General features: G+C 70.7%; 14 protein-coding genes. 3 read left to right on the top strand and 11 right to left on the bottom strand.

Annotated features, from left to right (window positions below; translation table 11 throughout):
- Entirely contained in the window at window positions 1-690 is a 690-nt protein-coding gene (locus tag JYK18_RS25565; RefSeq protein ID WP_206805864.1) for a FadR/GntR family transcriptional regulator, read from the top strand.
- A 75-nt stretch (window positions 691-765) separates the two neighbouring features.
- Here JYK18_RS25565 and JYK18_RS25560 read toward each other — a convergent pair whose 3' ends face one another.
- From JYK18_RS25560 to JYK18_RS25550, 3 genes are read right to left on the bottom strand one after another with little or no spacing between them, the layout of a single operon-like run.
- Window positions 766-1,509 carry a MerR family DNA-binding transcriptional regulator gene (locus tag JYK18_RS25560; RefSeq protein ID WP_206805856.1) on the bottom strand — a complete coding sequence of 248 codons (744 nt, stop codon included), beginning with the start codon at window positions 1,507-1,509 and terminating at the stop codon, window positions 766-768.
- Window positions 1,503-2,210, bottom strand: coding sequence for an alpha/beta fold hydrolase (locus JYK18_RS25555; RefSeq protein WP_206805850.1), 708 nt, complete (start codon window positions 2,208-2,210; stop codon window positions 1,503-1,505). Before JYK18_RS25555 ends, JYK18_RS25560 begins: the two co-directional genes overlap by 7 nt.
- 34 nt (window positions 2,211-2,244) lie before the next feature.
- The gene (locus JYK18_RS25550) at window positions 2,245-3,555 is read right to left on the bottom strand and encodes an FAD-binding oxidoreductase (RefSeq protein ID WP_206805848.1); all 1,311 of its coding nucleotides are present in this window, start codon (window positions 3,553-3,555) and stop codon (window positions 2,245-2,247) included.
- Between the two features lie 46 nt (window positions 3,556-3,601).
- Between JYK18_RS25550 and JYK18_RS25545 the strand changes: the two genes are divergently transcribed.
- Window positions 3,602-5,020 (top strand): PLP-dependent aminotransferase family protein, encoded by a 1,419-nt coding sequence (locus JYK18_RS25545; RefSeq protein ID WP_206805846.1) that lies wholly within the window; start codon window positions 3,602-3,604, stop codon window positions 5,018-5,020.
- Window positions 5,021-5,093: 73 nt separating this feature from the next.
- Here JYK18_RS25545 and JYK18_RS25540 read toward each other — a convergent pair whose 3' ends face one another.
- A complete protein-coding gene (locus JYK18_RS25540; protein ID WP_206805844.1) occupies window positions 5,094-5,687 on the bottom strand; it encodes a dihydrofolate reductase family protein in 594 nt (197 codons plus the stop codon).
- Between the two features lie 311 nt (window positions 5,688-5,998).
- Between JYK18_RS25540 and JYK18_RS25535 the strand changes: the two genes are divergently transcribed.
- Entirely contained in the window at window positions 5,999-7,204 is a 1,206-nt protein-coding gene (locus tag JYK18_RS25535) for an IS110 family transposase (RefSeq protein WP_206800050.1), read from the top strand.
- A 144-nt stretch (window positions 7,205-7,348) separates the two neighbouring features.
- Here JYK18_RS25535 and JYK18_RS25530 read toward each other — a convergent pair whose 3' ends face one another.
- From JYK18_RS25530 to JYK18_RS25500, 7 genes are read right to left on the bottom strand one after another with little or no spacing between them, the layout of a single operon-like run.
- A complete protein-coding gene (locus JYK18_RS25530; RefSeq protein WP_206805842.1) occupies window positions 7,349-8,380 on the bottom strand; it encodes an Ldh family oxidoreductase in 1,032 nt (343 codons plus the stop codon).
- A complete protein-coding gene (acnA, locus tag JYK18_RS25525) occupies window positions 8,377-10,974 on the bottom strand; it encodes an aconitate hydratase AcnA (RefSeq protein ID WP_206805839.1) in 2,598 nt (865 codons plus the stop codon). The genes JYK18_RS25530 and acnA overlap by 4 nt, the downstream gene beginning before the upstream one ends.
- On the bottom strand, window positions 10,971-11,618 hold the full coding sequence (locus JYK18_RS25520) for a hypothetical protein (protein ID WP_206805835.1): 648 nt from the start codon (window positions 11,616-11,618) through the stop codon (window positions 10,971-10,973). Before JYK18_RS25520 ends, acnA begins: the two co-directional genes overlap by 4 nt.
- Window positions 11,615-12,706 (bottom strand): isocitrate/isopropylmalate dehydrogenase family protein, encoded by a 1,092-nt coding sequence (locus tag JYK18_RS25515; protein WP_206805834.1) that lies wholly within the window; start codon window positions 12,704-12,706, stop codon window positions 11,615-11,617. The genes JYK18_RS25520 and JYK18_RS25515 overlap by 4 nt, the downstream gene beginning before the upstream one ends.
- A gap of 19 nt (window positions 12,707-12,725) precedes the next feature.
- Window positions 12,726-13,841, bottom strand: a complete 1,116-nt coding sequence (locus JYK18_RS25510) for an ABC transporter ATP-binding protein (protein ID WP_206805833.1) — start codon at window positions 13,839-13,841, stop codon at window positions 12,726-12,728.
- Window positions 13,834-15,582 (bottom strand): iron ABC transporter permease, encoded by a 1,749-nt coding sequence (locus JYK18_RS25505; RefSeq protein WP_206805831.1) that lies wholly within the window; start codon window positions 15,580-15,582, stop codon window positions 13,834-13,836. Before JYK18_RS25505 ends, JYK18_RS25510 begins: the two co-directional genes overlap by 8 nt.
- A 23-nt stretch (window positions 15,583-15,605) precedes the next feature.
- On the bottom strand, window positions 15,606-16,772 hold the full coding sequence (locus JYK18_RS25500) for an ABC transporter substrate-binding protein (protein WP_206805829.1): 1,167 nt from the start codon (window positions 16,770-16,772) through the stop codon (window positions 15,606-15,608).
- Window positions 16,773-16,913: the final 141 nt, after the last annotated feature.

Below are 16,913 nucleotides of genomic sequence, written 5' to 3'. Positions count from 1 at the left end.
GTGACCGCTTCGCTCGCACTGGGCGTCGTCGACGGACTGAAGGCGCGGATCGTTTCCGGCGACCTGTCGCCCGGTGCCCGGCTGCCGTCGGAGAAGGAGCTCATCGACACCTACGGCGTCTCTCGGAGCACCGCGCGGGAGGCGGTGACCCGGCTGCAGGCGGAAGGGCTGGTCGAAACCCACCAGGGACGCGGTTCCTTCGTGCTCGCGGTGCCGGAGGCCACCCCGTTCCGGCTCGACAGCGGCGAGCTCCGCCACCACTCCGACGTGCTCGCGATGCTGGACTTCCGGATCGGCGTCGAGTCGGAGGCCGCGGCGCTGGCCGCCACCCGGGTCGGGGCCCGCAGCGCGAAAGCGATCGAGAAGGCCCGCGCGGCCTTCGCTTCGGCCGGCGCCGACACCGTGGTGGAGGCCGACTTCGCCTTCCACCGCGCGATCGCCGCTGCCAGCGGCAACCGCTTCTATCTGGAACTGCTGGACGCGCTCGGGCCGATGATGATCATGTTGCCGCGCAGCGGTCTCGGTGACGCGTACTCGCTCACCGACAGCGCCCACGTCGACCGGGTGCGCTCGGAACACGACAACATCGCCGCCGCCATCCAGGCGGGCGACGCCGAAACCGCGCGAGCCGCCCTGCGCGTCCACCTCGGCAACACCCGGCGCCGCCTGCAAGCGGACACCTCGCCCTGACCCGGCACCACCTGCGGGCGGACACCTCGCCCCTGATGCTGCCTTCACGGCGATGGCGTCCCTTCTGCCTGCTGGTCAGGTGACGCGTTCGACCTTGGTCCAGCCGGTCCAGCCGCGTTCGCGCAGCAACGCGATCAGGCGGCGCGCCGGTGGAGCGGCGTCGAAAGCCAGTGCGTCCATCAGTTCCGCGAACGGCGGCGGCAGATCGGTGTCGTCGACGTAGGCCTCGCCCAGCCGTGTGAGGTGGGCGGCCAGCTGGTCGGCCAGACCCGGCAGCTGCGACTCGTCACCATCGAGGGCCTGGCCCAGGATCAGGTAGAAGTCCACGAGGTCACCGAGCTGGGCGCGTTTGCGCGCCGCCCACTCCGGGATCCGGTTCGGCGAGTGCGCGGCCAGCGGGATCCAGCCGTCCCGTTCGACGCCGACGATGCGCTCGTCGACGCCGAGTGCCCGCAGCCGGTCGAGCAGGTCGACCACCTCCGGCGGCAGGACCAGGTGGTCACCGGCGGTGAGCCGGGCGATCCGCTCGCGGTGCCGCTTCCGTTCCTCGATCTCCTCCTCGAGCCGTCGGTCGATGTCGGCGACCGCGACGGCGAACTCGCCGGGATCGGCGTCGAGCAGTTCCCGCACGCGCGCCAGCGGGATCCCGGCGTCGGCGAGGGTCCGAATCTTGATCAGCTCGACCGCCGCCCCGGCGCCGTACCGCCGGTAGCCGGAGTGGTCGCGTTCCGGCTCCGCCAGCAGCCCCTTCGCGTGGTAGTGCCGGACCGCGCGCACCGTCACCCCCGCGTACGCCGCCAGCTCGCCGATGGTCAACACCGGGCCAGTATCCGCGCGATCTCCCGTGCGTGCGTGACGACGAGCCCATGACCGGCGTCGAGCCAGTGCGTGACGACGGACGGCACTTCGCGCGTGAGCCGCTCGATCCCCGCGCGCCAGTTCTGGTTCCGCCACGCGGCACGGCCGCCCTCGCCCGCCATCGAGGACGACATGATCATCGTGACCGGGCAGTCCAGCCGCCGGAACCGGTCGAGGATGCTGCCCCGCACCGCGTCGATCTCCAGGTTCAGGTCGAGGATGTCCGCCGCGCTCAGTGCCTGGCCGACGGCCAGTTCCGCGGCCATCGCCCGGAACTCCGGCAGGTCCTCCGGGCCGAGGAACGGCGAGGGCACCGGGTTCGCCCCGTCGATCAGCACGAGTCCGGCGACCGGGTGCTCGGTGGCGTGGTGCACGGCGAGATCCGCACCCAGCGAGTGCCCCACGAGCAGGGGCGGCTCGTCCAGCGTCGCGAGCACCGCGGTGAGGTCGCCGAGGAACGCGTCGAAGGTGTACCGGGAACCGGGCGAAGAACGGCCGTGGCCCCGGAGGTCGAAGCTCACCACCTCGTGGTCGAGGCGCAGCAGCTCGATCAGCTCGCGCAGGTCGTCCTGCGTGGTGAGCAGCCCGGGGCACAGCACGAGCGGACGCCCGCGCCCGCCGCGGGACACCGGGATCGTCACGCCGTCATGGTGAATGGTCATACCACCAGGCTGGAAGGTTGACCCTGCGTCAGGGTCAACCCCGCGGATCGATGTTCGGGTTGAGGTGGAACACGTTCTGCGGGTCGTAGACGCGCTTGAGCGCGGTGAGCCGGGCGAGTTTCGCCGGCGGGAAGGCGCGCTGGATCCGGTCGTCGCTCAGGGAGTTGAAGTACACGCCGTGCGCGAACGGTTCGAGGGCGCGGGCGCTCCGCCGGGCGGCGGCCATCCGCGCCTCGTCCTCGGCGGGGTCGGTCCAGCCGATTCCCGTGCCGTACTCGAACTTCGTGCCGCGGTAACCGAATGCGGTGTCCTCGTCGGCCACGTCGGCGATCGCACCGCCGTAGGCCTGGAGGCTCGCGTTGGGCAGGCCCGGCAGCCGCGGGTCGTCCACGCCACGGGACAGGAACGCGTCGATCGCGGCGTCGGAGAGCTCGGGCAGGTAGTGGGCCTTCGAGTAACGGCGAAGCGCGTGGCGGCCGGTCTGGTCGTCCCGCTGCTGGAGGTCCAAATAGGACAGTTCACGAACGCGGCTTTCCAGCGGGTGCCCGAGCGCGCGCATCCGGTGCAGCAGCGGCTGGGCGGCCGCCGGGTCACCGACCCAGACGAACCCGACTTCGAGCTTCTTCCCCAGTGACGCGGTAAAGGTCGCCTGCCGGGGCGCTTCGTGGCTCAGATCGCGCCAGGTCCGCATGGCCGCCGCGGCGCGTTCGACCGGGAAGTCGTACTCCGCGACCAGCGCCCGCGTACCCACCGCGTGCAGCGCGAACTCGAACTCGGTGACGATGCCGAAATTGCCGCCGTCCCCGCGCAAACCCCAGAACAGCTCGGGATTCTCGGTCGCGCTGGCCCGGACGACCGCGCCCTCGGCGGTGACCACCTGGAACGACAGCACGTTGTCGCAAGCGAGCCCGTACTGCCGGGCGAGCCAGCCCATGCCACCGCCGAGGGTGAGCCCGCCGACGCCGGTGTGGGACACGTTGCCCGCGGTGGTGGCCAGCCCGTGGCGCTGCGCCGCGCGGTCGAGTTCGCCGAGCAGGGCGCCGCCGCCGACGCGGGCCCGGCGGCCCTCGACGCGCACGCCGTTCAGCGGGGTCAGGTCGATCATCAGCCCGTCCTCGGGCACGGCAAGGCCCAGCCCGCTGTGCCCGCCGCAGCGGACGCCGATCTCCAGGTCGCGCTCGCGGGCGAGGCGCACGGCACGCACCACGTCGGCCACCGTGGCGCAGCGCAGGATCAGGCGGGGCCGCCGGTCGACCATCGCGTTCCACACGGTCCTGGCCTGGTCGTAGCCGGCGTCGCCGGGCTGGAGGAACTGGCCGTCGAAGGCGGTTTCGGTAGTGGTCATGGAACCAGCGTGACCGGAATCGGTCCGGAGTCTAACGTCCAATTCCATGTCGCGATCCAGGACCAATTCGCCGGCTGCCGAGCTGCTGGTCCGGCTCGACCGCGAAGCGAAGGTACCGCTGCACCGACAGCTGGGCACCGCCATCCGGGAGGGCGTCCAGTCCGGGCGGCTGCCGCTCGGCACGGCCCTGCCGCCCACCCGCGCGCTGGCCGCCGACCTCGGCGTGTCGCGCGGGGTGGTCGTCGAGGCGTACCAGCAGCTGGTGGCCGAGGGGTACCTGGCGAGCCGGTCCGGGGGTTACACCGAGGTCGCGGCGGGGGCGCGGACCGCACCACGACCGGCACCGCGGGCGGTCCGGCCGGCCGCGCCCGCGATCGACTTCGGCTACGGGCGGGCCGACGTGTCGAGCTTCCCGCGCGCCGCCTGGCTGCGCTCGATCCGCCGCGTGCTCACCGAAATCCCGGCGGACCGCTTCGGTTACCTCGACGGGCGCGGGGTGCCGGAGCTGCACCTGGCGCTGAGCGACTACCTCAACCGCGTGCGGGGCACCGCGGCCACGCCGGACCGCGTGGTCGTCTGCAACGGGTACGCCCAGGGGCTCGCGCTTCTGCTGCAGGTGCTCGCCGCCGCGGGTGCGAAGCGGATCGCCGTGGAGGACCCTTCGGCCGACGACGACACCCGGCCGATCGCCGCCGCACTGGGCATGTCCGTGGTCGGCATCCCGGTTGGACCCGACGGCATCGACGTGGCGGAGCTGGACCGGACCCACGCCGACGCGCTCGTGCTCACCCCGTCGCACCAGTGGCCGACCGGCGGAGTGCTGGCCGCGGACGCGCGCGCGGCCGTGGTGCGCTGGGCTAACCGCACCGGCGCGCTGGTGATCGAGGACGACTACGACACCGAGTACCGCTACGACCGCGCGCCGATCGGTGCCCTGCAAGGACTGGCACCCGAGCAGGTCGCGTATGCGGGTACGGCGAGCAAAACGCTGGCGCCGGGGTTGCGGCTCGGCTGGCTCGTGCTGCCCGCGCACCTCGTCGGCCCGGTCGCCGAGGCCAAGGTGGTCGCCGACCGGGGTTCGCCGGTGATGGACCAGCTGGCCTTCGCCGACTTCCTCGCCCGCGGGGAGTTCGACCGCCACCTGCGGCGCATGCGCCCGGTCTACCGGCGTCGCCGCGACGCGCTCCTGGGTGCGCTGCGGGAGTTCCTGCCCGAACTCGAACCGGCGGGCATCTCGGCCGGGCTGCACCTGGTGACCTGGCTACCGCCGGACTGGGACGAGGCGGCGGTGGTCGCGACGGCCGCCGCGCACGGTGTCGGTATCGCGGGCCTCGCGCAGTACTACCTCGAACGCCCTGAACGCGGCGGGTTGATCTTCGGGTACGCCACGCTCAACGAACCCGCCATCCGGCGCGGCATCACCCGGCTCGCCGAGGTCGCGAGGGACTTGCCGACGGGCGGGTGATCGTGCCCGACCGGTCGGGCAGCGGCGCTGCTGCTCGCCCGGAGCAGGTCGCCGGACTGCGGGGAGTCCCGGGTCAGGCCGCCGCGTCGTAGGTGAGCAGTACCGCCCCGCTCGCCGTCGACTGGTTTTCGACCAGGTTCCACCGCGTGGTGCCGTCGAGCGGGAAGAGCCGTGCGCCCTGTCCGAGCGCGATCGGGTCGAGGACCAGGTGCAGCCGGTCGACCAGCCCCGCCGTGAGCAGGCTGCCGAGGAGCTGGGTGCTGCCCAGCAGCAGGAGGTCGCCGCCGACGGCGCCGATCAGCTCGTCGACGGCGCGCCGCGAGTCGGGCATGGCGGTGGTCTTGCAGTGAGCCCAGGTGGTCGGCTCGTCGAGGGTGGCGGACACCACCCACTTGGTCTTCTCGTTCATCTGCCGGGCGAGCGAGCCGACGGACTCCTCGGTGGCGGCCGGCCAGTGGTCCTTGAAGAAGTCGTAGGTCCGGCGGCCGATCAGGTACCCGGCGGCGTTGTCGTTGTTGCGCTCGACCCAGGCGTGGACCGCCGCGTCGTGGTACGGCAGGTGCCAGCCGCCGTGCCGGAACCCACCGGACCGATCCTCGCCGGGATCGCCGGGTGCCTGCACGACACCGTCGAGGCTGATGAACATCTGCGCGACCAACCGGGACATCGTGCTCCTCGCCCGAGCGGAATGGGTGGGTACCAGCGTCTCGCGATCGGGTGTTTCCCATCAACCGCACGGTCGAATTGCCCCGTTACCTTTTTCGTAGTTCCTGATCAAGGAGCTGTGGTCGCCAGGTTCGGCATGACTGATGCCCCCAGTCGAGTCCATGATCCGGGGGGTGGTGTCACCGGGCCTGGCGGCATCGAGGGACCGCTGAATAGGGACACGGCCGCCCGCAGGGCAGGTCTCGTCGTAACGTGGGTGCCGGCCATCGATGCCTGACCGGCGACCACCCGCGACGGACGAAAGAACCGTGCATGACCAGCAGTTTCGGCGTGTTCCTCGGCCTTGACGTCGGCAAGGGCAGCCACCACGCGGTGGGCCTGGATCCGGCTGGCAAGCGGCTGCATGACGGGCCCTTGCCCAACAGCGAACCCAAACTTCGCGCGTTGTTCGACAAGCTCGCCCAGCTCGGTCCGCTGCTGGTCGTGGTTGATCAGCCAGCCACGATCGGCGCGCTGCCGGTCGCCGTCGCCCGCGCAGCCGGTCACCAAGTCGCCTATCTGCCCGGGCTGGCGATGCGCCGCATCGCCGATCTCTACCCGGGCAAGGCCAAAACCGATGCTCGCGACGCGTTCATCATCGCCGACGCGGCCCGCTCGCTGCCGCACACGCTGCGCCCGGTCGACGTCGGGGACGACACCCTGGCCGAGCTGGAAGTGCTGGTCGGCTTCGACGACGACCTGGCCGGCGAAGCCACCCGGATCGCCAACCGCATCCGCGGGCTGCTCACCGGCGTCCACCCCGCCCTCGAACGCGCGATCGGCCCGAAGATCAGTCATCCGGCGGTCCTGGAAATCCTGTCCCGTTGCGGTGGCCCCACCGGAATCCGCAAGGCCGGGCGCCGCAAACTCACTGCCATCGCGAAGGTTCACGCCCCGCGCATGGGCGACACACTCGTCACCGCGATCCTCGACGCACTGGACGAGCAAACCGTCACCGTCCCCGGAACCACCGCCGCGGACACCGTGCTGCCCAGACTCGCCGACAGCCTCAAAACCGTGCTCCAGCAACGCACACAACTCGCCACCGAGGTCGAGGAGATTCTCGATGCGCACCCTCTTGCCGGGGTCCTGACCTCGATGCCCGGCATCGGGATCAGGACCGCCGCCCGCATCCTGCTCGAAATCGGCGACGCCTCCAACTTCGCCAGCTCCGCCCACCTGGCCGCCTACGCCGGCATCGCCCCGGTCACCCGCACCTCGGGCACCAGCATCAAAGGCGAACACCCCGCCCGCACCGGCAACCGCAAACTCAAACGCGCGTTCTTCCTCGCCGCCTTCGCCGCACTGCACGACCCGACCAGCCGCGCCTACTACGACCGCAAGAGAGCCGAGGGCAAGAAACACAACGCCGCCCTCATCTGCCTCGCCCGACGACGCTGCGACGTCCTCTACGCCATGCTCCGAAACGGAGCCCGCTACCGACACCCCGAACCAACCCACGCCGCAGCAGCCGCTTGACAAACTCATAGGGACACCCCCCCGCTTCGGACGGCCCGCCGACGCCCCACCCGAGTGGGACCGGTTCGACGCCCTGGTGGCAGGCGGCCCCGATGCCGTGCGAGCACTGATGGACCGCCTGCGCCGGGAACATCTCGCGGACGGCTAACCGGCCGGCAGGTCGAGCTCAACCCCGCACGACGCCGCCAGTTCGTGCAGTTCCGCCAGCGTTTTCGCGGGCAGGACGACCGAATCGGCCGCCTCCGCGCGGTTCTCGATTTCGCCGGGGTAGAAGATCTCCTCGGCACCTGGCGCGAGCGGTACCGCCTTGGTCGTGCTGATGAGGTCGTCGATCCGCGTGGCGAACTCGTCCGGGTCGAGCACCGCGTCGACACGCAGGGCGAGGACCAGGTGCCCGCACCCGGAACGCACGTCCGGCACGTACGGCCCGGTGACCCCGGTGCCGTACGAACTCCCGGTCAGCACCCCGGACAGCACGTCCATCAGGAACGAGATCGCGTAGCCCTTGTGCCCGGCCATCGGCGCGAGGAGGCCGTCGATCGCCGCGCGCGGGTCGGTGGTGGGCCGCCCGCCGGCGTCCAGCGCCCAGGTGTCCGGAATGGACTCATCCCGCTGCAACGCGGCGTAGATCTTCCCCCTGGCCACCCCGGTGTTCGCCAGGTCGAGCACCACCGGGCCGTGCGCACCCCCGGGCGTGGCGATCGACCACGGGTTGGCGCCGACCGTCTTCTCCCGCCCACCCCACGGCGCCATCGCCGGACTCCCGTTGGTGGTCAGGATGCCGACGCAGCCCGCCGCGGCCATCCGCCGCGTCCAGTAGGCGGCGGTCCCGAAGTGATTGCTGTCGCGCACCGCGACCACCCCCACGCCGTGCTCCCCCGCGCGTTCGACGGCGAGCGAGCACGCCCGTTCGGCGACGACCTGCCCGATCCCGTCGGCGCCGTCGAGCACCGCCACCGCACCGAATCCGCCCACCAGACGCGGTTCCGTGACCCGCATGGCGCCCGAGCGCAGGCGCGCGACGTACCAGCCGAGGCGCAGCATGCCGTGTGACGGGTGGCCCCAGCGGTCCGCGGTGACCAGGCTGTCGCTCACCAGCGAAGCGTCATCGTGCGGAACGCCGACCGCCTCCAGGATGCGCGTGCCCGCGGTTCTCAACGCGGCGATCGGGATCATCGGCGGGAATTCCCTTCGGCAGTCAGAAGATCACGCAGGACGAACGGGAGGATGCCGCCGTGGCGGTGGTATTCCTGCTCCCGCACGGTGTCGAGCCGGACGATCGCTTCGAACACGCATCCATCGGCGTCGATCGTCACCGTTTTCGGGTAGTGGCCCGGTTCGGCACCCGCGAGACCGCGGATGTCGAAGGTTTCGTGCCCGGTCAGCCCCAGGCTCTCCGCCGACTCCCCAGCGGTGAACTGCAACGGCAGCACCCCCATGCCGATGAGGTTGGACCGGTGGATCCGCTCGAAGGATTCCGCCAGCACCACGCGCACCCCGAGCAGCGCGGGCCCCTTCGCCGCCCAGTCGCGGGAAGAACCGGTGCCGTAGTCACGCCTCGCGAGCACGATGAGCGGAGTCCCCCGGTGCGCGAGCGCGGCGTCGTACACGCTGGTCACCGTCCCGTCCGGAGCCAGCGCGCTGCCGCCTTCCCGGCCGGGGACGAGCTGGTTGCGCAACCGCACGTTCGCGAAGCAGCCGCGCATCATCACCTCGTGGTTGCCGCGGCGGGAGGCGTAGGTGTTCAGCTCGAACCGCGTCACCCCGAGCCCGGTGAGGTGCTCACCGGCGGGCGTGCCGGGCGGGATCGCGCCCGCCGGGGAGACGTGGTCGGTGGTCACGGAATCACCGAGACGGACCAGGACGCGCGCCCCGAGCACGTCCTCGACCGGCGCGGGTTCCGCGCTCATTGCGTCCAAATAGGGCGGACGCCGGAGGTAGGTGGAGTCCTCGTCCCAGCTGAAGGTCTCCCCGGCGGGTGCGTCGAGTGCGCGCCAGCGCTCGTCCCCGGCGAACACGTCGCGGTAGACCTCGGTGAACATCTCCCGCCGCAGGCTCCCGTCCACCACCTCGCGGATCTGCGCCGATGACGGCCAGATGTCACGCAGGTACACCGGATCGCCCTGCGGCCCGGTGCCCAGCGGCTCGGTGAGCGGGTCGAGGTCCATCGTGCCCGCCAGCGCGTAGGCGACCACCAGCGGCGGTGAGGCGAGGTAGTTCAACCGGACGTCGGGATTGACGCGGCCGTCGAAGTTGCGGTTGCCGGACAGCACCGCGGCGACGGCCAGGCCGTGCTCGTCCACCGCCGCGGTCACCTCGTCGATCAGCGGACCGGAGGCGCCGATGCAGGTCATGCAGCCGAATCCGGTGAGGTGGAAGCCCAGTTCGTCCAGGTACGGCGTCAGCCCGGCCTCCCGCAGGTACTCGGTGACCACGCGCGACCCCGGCGAGAGGCTGGTCTTGACCCACGGCTTGCTGCGCAGCCCGGCCTCGACGGCGTTGCGGGCCAGCAAGCCCGCCGCCACCATCACCGCCGGGTTGGAGGTGTTGGTGCACGAGGTGATCGCCGCGATGGCGACCGCGCCGTGCCCCAGCCGGTGCTCCCGGCCGTCCAGCACCACCGGCACGGCTTCCCCGGGTGGTGCGCCCAGGTCCCGCCGGAAGCTGTCCTTCACCTGGTCGACCCGGACCCGGTCCTGGGGACGGCGAGGCCCGGCCAGCGACGGCACGACGGTGCCCAGGTCCAGGTCGATCGTTTCGGAGTAGGCGGGCGTGCGGTCCGGTTCGTGCCAGAGGCCCTGTTCCTTCGCGTACGCCTCGACCAGCGCCACGCGCTCCGGGGACCGGCCGCTGAACCGCAGGTACCGCAGCGTTTCCTCGTCGATCGGGAAGTAGGCGCAGGTCGAGCCGAACTCCGGGCTCATGTTCGCGATGGTGGCCCGGTCGGCCAGCCCGATCGCCGCGACCCCGGGACCGGAGAACTCGACGAACTTGCCGACCACCCCGTGCGCACGCATCAGTTCGGTGATGGTCAGCACCAGATCCGTCGCGGTCGTGCCCTCGGGCAGCGCACCCCGCAGGCGGACCCCGACCACCGGCGGGACCAGCATGGACAGCGACTGGCCGAGCATGGCGGCCTCGGCTTCGATGCCGCCGATGCCCCAGCCGAGCACCCCGAGCCCGTTGACCATCGTGGTGTGCGAGTCGGTGCCGAGGCAGACGTCGGGATACGCCCAGCCGTCCTCGGTCACCACCACGCGCGCGAGGTGTTCGAGGTTGACCTGGTGCATGATCCCGGTGCCCGGCGGCACGACCGCGAAGTTCTCCAGGTTCTGCTGACCCCACTTGAGGAACCGGTACCGCTCGGCGTTGCGCCCGTACTCGATCTCGACGTTGCGGGCCAGCGCGTCCGGCCTGCCGAAGAAGTCGGCGATCACCGAGTGGTCGATCACCAGTTCCGCCGGGATCGCCGGATTGACCCGCGCCGGGTCGCCGCCGAGCCCGGCCATGGCGTGCCGCATGGCGGCGATGTCGGCGAGCACGGGCACGCCGTTGGTGTCGTGCAGGAAGATCCGCGCGGGGTGCAGGTCGACCGCGTTCTCGTGCACGTCCGGCGCGCCCCACCGCAGCAGCGCCTCGACCTGCTCGTCCTTGCCGTGGCGGAGCAGGTTCTCCAGCACGATCCGCAGGGTGTAGGGCAGCTCCGCCGGGGCGAGACCGGTGATGCGGTGGAAGCGGAAGCGCTCGGACCCCACGACGAGCGTGCTCATGTCCGCTCCGGGAAACCGAGCGCGGACCGGAGCGCGTTCGCGGCCAGGTGCGGCGGGCTGAGCAACGGCACGGCCAGCCGTTCCTGCGCCGCGTCACGGGCGGGCGCGAGCGAGAACTGCCCGAGCAGCACCAGATCCACGTCCCGGGCGGCGGTCTCGGCGACCAGCCGGGCCGCCCGCCCGGTGTCCCCCGCGGCGAGTGCGTCCCTGGCCCCGGTGACCACCGAGCCGTACACGGCCGTGGCCGCGCCGACTGTCGCTTGTAGACGATCGACGGTGTCGCGTGTGCCGGCTTCGATCGGGCCCAGCACGTGCACCCGCTTCGGTGCCCGGCGCACGACTTCGTCGAACAAGGCCGCGTCCGAGGACAGCACCGGCCGCGCCGCCTCGAATTCCTCGGCGACGGGCCCGTACATCGAGCAGCTCAGCAGGACCGCGTCCGCCCCGCTGTCGAGCGCGTAGCCGATCAGCGAACGCATCCGCGCGCGCAGCGGCGGGGTGAGCCCGCCGGCGCGCTCGGCGTCCGTGATCAGCGTGTCGTCGAGGAGGTGCCGCACCCGCGCTTCCGGGAACTCGTCGGCGAAAGCGGCCGTCGCCGGTGCCATCGCGGCGGCGGTGGCGTGGACGACGGCCACGAGCGTCACGAAGGATCCTTCCCGGCCGAGATGGCGGCGACCACGGCGGCGGTGAACTCGGTCGTCGACGCCGAACCACCGAGATCAGAGGTGCTGGTCCCGCCGGAAACCGTTGCGGTCACGCCGTTCTCCACGCGGGCTGCAGCGTCGCGCAGGCGCGCGTCGTCGTTCTTGGCGGCCAGCCACTCCAGCAGCATCGCGCTGGAGAGCACCATCGCGATCGGGTTCGCCACGTTCCGCCCGGCGATGTCGGGTGCCGAACCGTGGGCGGCCTGCGCCATCGCGTGGGTGTCGGAGGAGTTCACCGAGGGCGCGATGCCCAGTGAGCCGGCGACCTCACCGGCCAGGTCGGACAGGATGTCGCCGAACATGTTCTCGGTGACGATCACGTCGAACTCGTCGGCCCGGCGGACCAGTTTCATGGTCATCGCGTCGATGTGGAAGTCGTCCACGGTCACGTCCGGGTAGTCCGCGGCCACCTCCAGGCAGACCCGGCGGAACAGGCCGGTGGTCAGCTTGAGCACGTTCGCCTTGTGCACGATGGTCAGCTTCTTGCCGCGCCCCTTGGCCAGTTCGAAGGCCGTGCGCGCGATCCGCTCGGTCGCCGCGCGGGTGATGATGCCCATCGCGATCGCGACGTCGGGGCTCGGCATGAACTCGCCCGTGCCCGCGTGGGTGTTGCGGTCGGCGTAGAAGCCCTCCGTGTTCTCCCGGACGATGACCAGGTCGGTGTCCGGCACGACGGCGTTCCCACCGGGGAAGGCCTTCGCCGGGCGGATGTTGGCGAACAGGCCGAAGTGCTTGCGGATGGTGCCGCTCGGGTTGAGCTGGGACCGGAACGGCTCCGGGTAGGAGACGCTGTCGTGCGGGCCGAGCAGCCAGGCGTCGAGCCCGGCCAGCTCGTCCAAAGTGGACTCGGGGGTGTGCGCGCCGTGCGTCTCGATGGCCGAGGCGCCGAGCGGCAGCTCGACCCATTCGACCGGCTCGGCGCCCGAAGCGGCGAGCGCGGCGTCGACGATCGCCACCGCGGCGGGCACGATCTCGGGGCCGATGCCGTCGCCGTGCAGCACACCGAGGCGGTAGGGGGTGTTGGTCACTGGGTTGCCTTTCAACGGGTCAGACCTGGAGGGTGAGCAGTTCCTCGGCGTCGTCCGAGGGCAGCGCGGCGTCCGGGTAGAGCAGGGCCACGCCGGGATCGAAGGCGAGGCCGACCCGGCCGGACAGGCCCGGCTGGGTGCTTTCGACCTGCACCACGTGGTCGCCGAGCTTGACGTCGTACTCGTAGTGCGAACCGACGTAGGAGCGGGTGAGGATCTCGGTGGACAGGAGGTTTTCGCCGGGGTGTTCGCCCGGCACCACGTCGAGCTTCTCGGGGCGGATGGCCACGGTGACCTCCTGCCCGACGGTGACCGGGGTCGCCGATTCGACGGTCACGAGGTCACCGCTGGCGTCGAGCCGGATGGTGGCGCGCTCGCCGGTGTGGCTTTCGACCTTGCCCCGCAGGAAGTTGCAGCGGCCGACGAAGGCGGCGACCGCGGCGGCGGCCGGGCGTTCGTAGATCTCGTGGGGCGTGCCGATCTGCAGCATCTCGCCCTCGCTCATCACCGCGATCCGGTCGGACAGGGCCAGCGCCTCGTCCTGGTCGTGGGTGACGTAGACGGTGGTGATACCGAGATCGGTCTGCAGCCGCTTGAGCCAGGCACGGGCCTGCTCCCGCAGTTTGGCGTCCAGATTGGACAGCGGTTCGTCGAGCAGCAGCACGCTCGGCGAGTACACCAGCGCCCTGGCCAGCGCCACGCGTTGCTGCTGCCCGCCGGAGAGCTGGTGCGGGTAACGACCGGCCAGGTGCGCGAGCCCGACCTTGTCCAGCGCGTCGGTGATCCGGCGTTCCTGCTCGTCCTTGGCCACCTTGCGGATCTTCAGCGGGACCGCGAGATTCCCGGCGATGGTCAGGTGCGGCCACAGCGCGTAGGACTGGAACACCATGCCGAGATTGCGTTCCTCGGGGGCGCGGAAGACGCCGGAGTCGACAAAAACTGTGTCCCCCACCGAGATCCGCCCGCCGGTGGGCCGTTCCAGCCCGGCGATGCAGTTGAGCGTGGTGGACTTCCCGCAGCCGCTGGGCCCGAGCAGGGTGAAGAACTCCCCGTCGTGGATGGTGAAGTCGACCTCCTTGAGCACGGTGGTGGTGCCGAACTCCTTGTGCAGCCGCTGGACGCGAACTTCAGGCATCGGTGTGCCCCTTCATGAGTAGCCCGGCGAGACCGACGAACGCGGCGGTGATGGCGATCTGGACGGTGGCCAGCGCGGCCACCGAGCCGGTGTTGCCCTGCACCCACAGTTCGAGCATGGTCGTGCCGATGATGTTGGACTCGGCCGAGGCGAGGAAGATCGCCGGCGAGTACTCCTTGAGCATGGTGACGAAGGTCAGGATGACCGCGCCCGCGAACGCCGGGGTGAGCAGGCGGCCCAGCACCGAGGTAAACGTGCGCACCCAGTCCGCGCCGGAGACCCGGGCCGCGTTGTCGAGTTCCTGCCCGAGTTGCAGCACCGAGGGCGCGATGGAGCCGAAGCCCGAGGGCAGCGCCCGCAGGCCGAAACCGATGATCAGCGCGACCAGCGTGCCCTGGACCAGACCGCCGAGCCCGAGCGGCAGGTAGGCGAAGGCCCAGAACAACCCGATACCGATGATGATGCCCGGAATCGCCTGCGGTGCCAGCGCGAGGTATTCGACGAGCTTGCGGTACCGGAACGTGGACCGCTTGCTCACCAGCACCGCGAGCACCGCCACCAGGCTCACCGCCAGCGCGCCGACTCCAGCCACGATCAGACTGTTCCCAATGGACTGGATATACGCCGAGAAGCCGAACACCCGCTCGTAGTTGGCGGAAGTGAGCGTCTGGAAGGGGTTCTGCAGCGGGGTGAACACCCGGGTGAAGGACCGGAAGATCAGCCCGCCGATCGGCAGCAGCGCGCCGAACACCACGTACAGCGTGATCGCGGCGACGCCGATCCACTTGATCCAGCCCAGTTCGAGCCGCCGGGGCCGGGTCGCCTTGCCGCGGACCGAAACGAATCGCTGCGCGTTCTTCAGCAGCTTCGCCTGCACCGCGACCAGTCCGACGGTGACCACCAGGATCAGCGTGGAAGCCGCACCGAGGATGCCGTAGTCGGGATCGATCGACTGCAGTCCGTTGGTGTAGAGGAAGGTGGAGAACACGCTGATGCCGACGGGCTGGCCGTAGAGCAGCGGAACGCTCAGCGTTTCCACCGACATGCTGAACACCAGGATCGAGCTGTAGACCATCGGCGGCCGCAGCATCGGCACGACCACGGTGAACAGGATCCGCAGCGGACGGGCGCCGCAGACCTGCGCGGCGCTCTCCAGCGAGGCGTCGGACTTGCGCAGGGCGTTGGCGCAGAACACGTAGGCGATCGGGGCCAGTGCCACCGCCTCGGTGATCGCCATGCCGGGAATGGAGTACAGGTTCCACGGCACCACGCCGATCCAGTCCCGCACCGCGGTGCTGACGAACCCGGCCGGGCCGTAGAGGGTGATCCAGCCGAAGCCGAGGATGAGCGAGGAGATGAAGAACGGCCACTGCATGGCGCCGGCGAAGACCCGGCCGAACGGCAGCCTCGTCCGGACCACCAGCACCGCCATCGGCACCGCGATGAGCAGGGTCAGCACGGTGGTGCCCACGGCGAACAACGCGGTGTTGAGCACCACCTTGCCGAATCCGGCTTCGGTGAACAGCCGGACGTAGTTGTCCGGGGTGAAGATCCCGCCCGCTTCGTACAGGGGGCGGTCGAGCACGGACTGGATCAGCGTGGGCACCACCGGGGCGAGCACGAGCACGGCCAGGAAGGCCAGTACGCCGTACTGCACCCACAGTTCGCGTTTCGCGCCGAGCGGGCGCCGGTACCGCGGGGTCGGCAGTGCCGGGCGCGGTGGTTCGGTCAGGACAGGCATGGGAGGCTCCGTTGCTCGTCGGGTCAGCGGCCCAGCAGGCCGTTCCAGCGGTCGACGAACGCCTTGACCTCGTCCTCCGGGGTCAGTTCGTACTTGGCCACCACCACGTTCTCCGCCCCGACGGCGTCGACCACCTCCTGGTGGGTGCGCAGCCCGGGCGCGGCGGTGACGTCGGGCCGGTAGGCGGTCAGGCCGCCCTCGGCGACCGCGCGCTGGCCCTCCTGGGAGAGCACGAAGTCCAGGAACAGCTTCGCGGTGTTCGCGTGCGGTGCCTTCGGCGTGATGCCGATGCCGCGCGGCAGCACGACCGTGCTGTCCTTCGGGAAGGCCACCTGGAACAGGCCGCCGCTGTTGTCGACCACCGGGTACGCGGGTGCGCCGGAGATGAAGAACCCGGCCAGGTACTCGCCCGCGAGGATCTTCTCGGTCTGCGTGCCGGACGAGGTTTCCGGTCGGGCCGCCGGCAGCAGCGTCTCCAGGTCACGCCAGGATTCCGGGGCGGCTTCGGTGAACGCGCTGGAGACGGTGAAGCCGAACGCGCCACCGACGTCGCGCGTGGTGATCTTGCCCTGGAACTTCTGCGGGTCCTGGCGGACCATCTCGGCGAGTTCGGCCAGACTGGCCGGGGCCTTCTCCAGCAGCGAGGTGTTGTAGGCGATCGTCATCGGATCGGTCGCCATCGTGTAGACGTTCGGCAGGACCTGCGCGAACTCGGTCAGCTTGGGCAGTTCGGGTGAGGAGTAGGCGAGCAGGCGGTCCGGTTGCCCGGCGTACTCCGCCCAGGCCTGCGCGGCGTTGGAAACCAGGATGTCCGCCGGTGAACCGCCGGTGGCCTGTTCGGACAGCACGCGCTGGAACACCTCGTCGGAATCGAGGTTGTTCGCCTGGATGTCGGTGATCCACGGGTACTTCTTCTGGAAGTCGCGGAAGACCGGGGCCCAGTTCTCCTGATCGGTGTTCGAGTAGATGGTCAGCGTGCCGCCCTCGGCCTTCGAACCCTCGATGAGCTGGGTGTACTCGGCCGGGTAGTAGTCCGGGACCCGCTCGACCGCGATCGGGTTCTCCGCGGCCTGCTCGGGGGCGACACCACCGCCACCGCACGCGGCGACCAGGCCCAGCGCGGCGGCGGACCCCACCGCGGTCAGCCCCCGTGCGATCCGTCCGCCGATCAGTCTCGACGCTGTAGTCATCCCGGCACCTCTTCTGGTTCTGGCGATAGCGGCACTGCTGTCGCGGCAGACTCTGAAGGTTATAACCTACATCCGTCAAGTCCCGGTCTAGCTGTCTTGGCGCTTGCGAGGCCTGGTTGTCCCAGGTGAAGGGCGATCGGG

It is taken from the genome of Amycolatopsis sp. 195334CR (genome assembly GCF_017309385.1).
Classification (GTDB): domain Bacteria; phylum Actinomycetota; class Actinomycetes; order Mycobacteriales; family Pseudonocardiaceae; genus Amycolatopsis.
Note: the sequence above shows the minus strand (reverse complement) of the source record. Positions and strands in the feature narration are given on the sequence as shown.

Bases quoted from the DNA above. Each gene is read 5' to 3' on its own strand.
- JYK18_RS25530 (WP_206805842.1), bottom strand. From the start codon at position 8,380: ATGATCCCGATCGCCGCGTTGAGAACCGCGGGCACGCGCATCCTGGAG.
- JYK18_RS25550 (WP_206805848.1), bottom strand. From the start codon at position 3,555: ATGACCACTACCGAAACCGCCTTCGACGGCCAGTTCCTCCAGCCCGGC.
- JYK18_RS25510 (WP_206805833.1), bottom strand. From the start codon at position 13,841: ATGCCTGAAGTTCGCGTCCAGCGGCTGCACAAGGAGTTCGGCACCACC.
- JYK18_RS25535 (WP_206800050.1), top strand. From the start codon at position 5,999: ATGACCAGCAGTTTCGGCGTGTTCCTCGGCCTTGACGTCGGCAAGGGC.
- JYK18_RS25505 (WP_206805831.1), bottom strand. From the start codon at position 15,582: ATGCCTGTCCTGACCGAACCACCGCGCCCGGCACTGCCGACCCCGCGG.
- JYK18_RS25540 (WP_206805844.1), bottom strand. From the start codon at position 5,687: ATGTCCCGGTTGGTCGCGCAGATGTTCATCAGCCTCGACGGTGTCGTG.
- JYK18_RS25555 (WP_206805850.1), bottom strand. From the start codon at position 2,210: ATGACCATTCACCATGACGGCGTGACGATCCCGGTGTCCCGCGGCGGG.
- JYK18_RS25545 (WP_206805846.1), top strand. From the start codon at position 3,602: ATGTCGCGATCCAGGACCAATTCGCCGGCTGCCGAGCTGCTGGTCCGG.
- acnA (WP_206805839.1), bottom strand. From the start codon at position 10,974: ATGAGCACGCTCGTCGTGGGGTCCGAGCGCTTCCGCTTCCACCGCATC.
- JYK18_RS25500 (WP_206805829.1), bottom strand. From the start codon at position 16,772: ATGACTACAGCGTCGAGACTGATCGGCGGACGGATCGCACGGGGGCTG.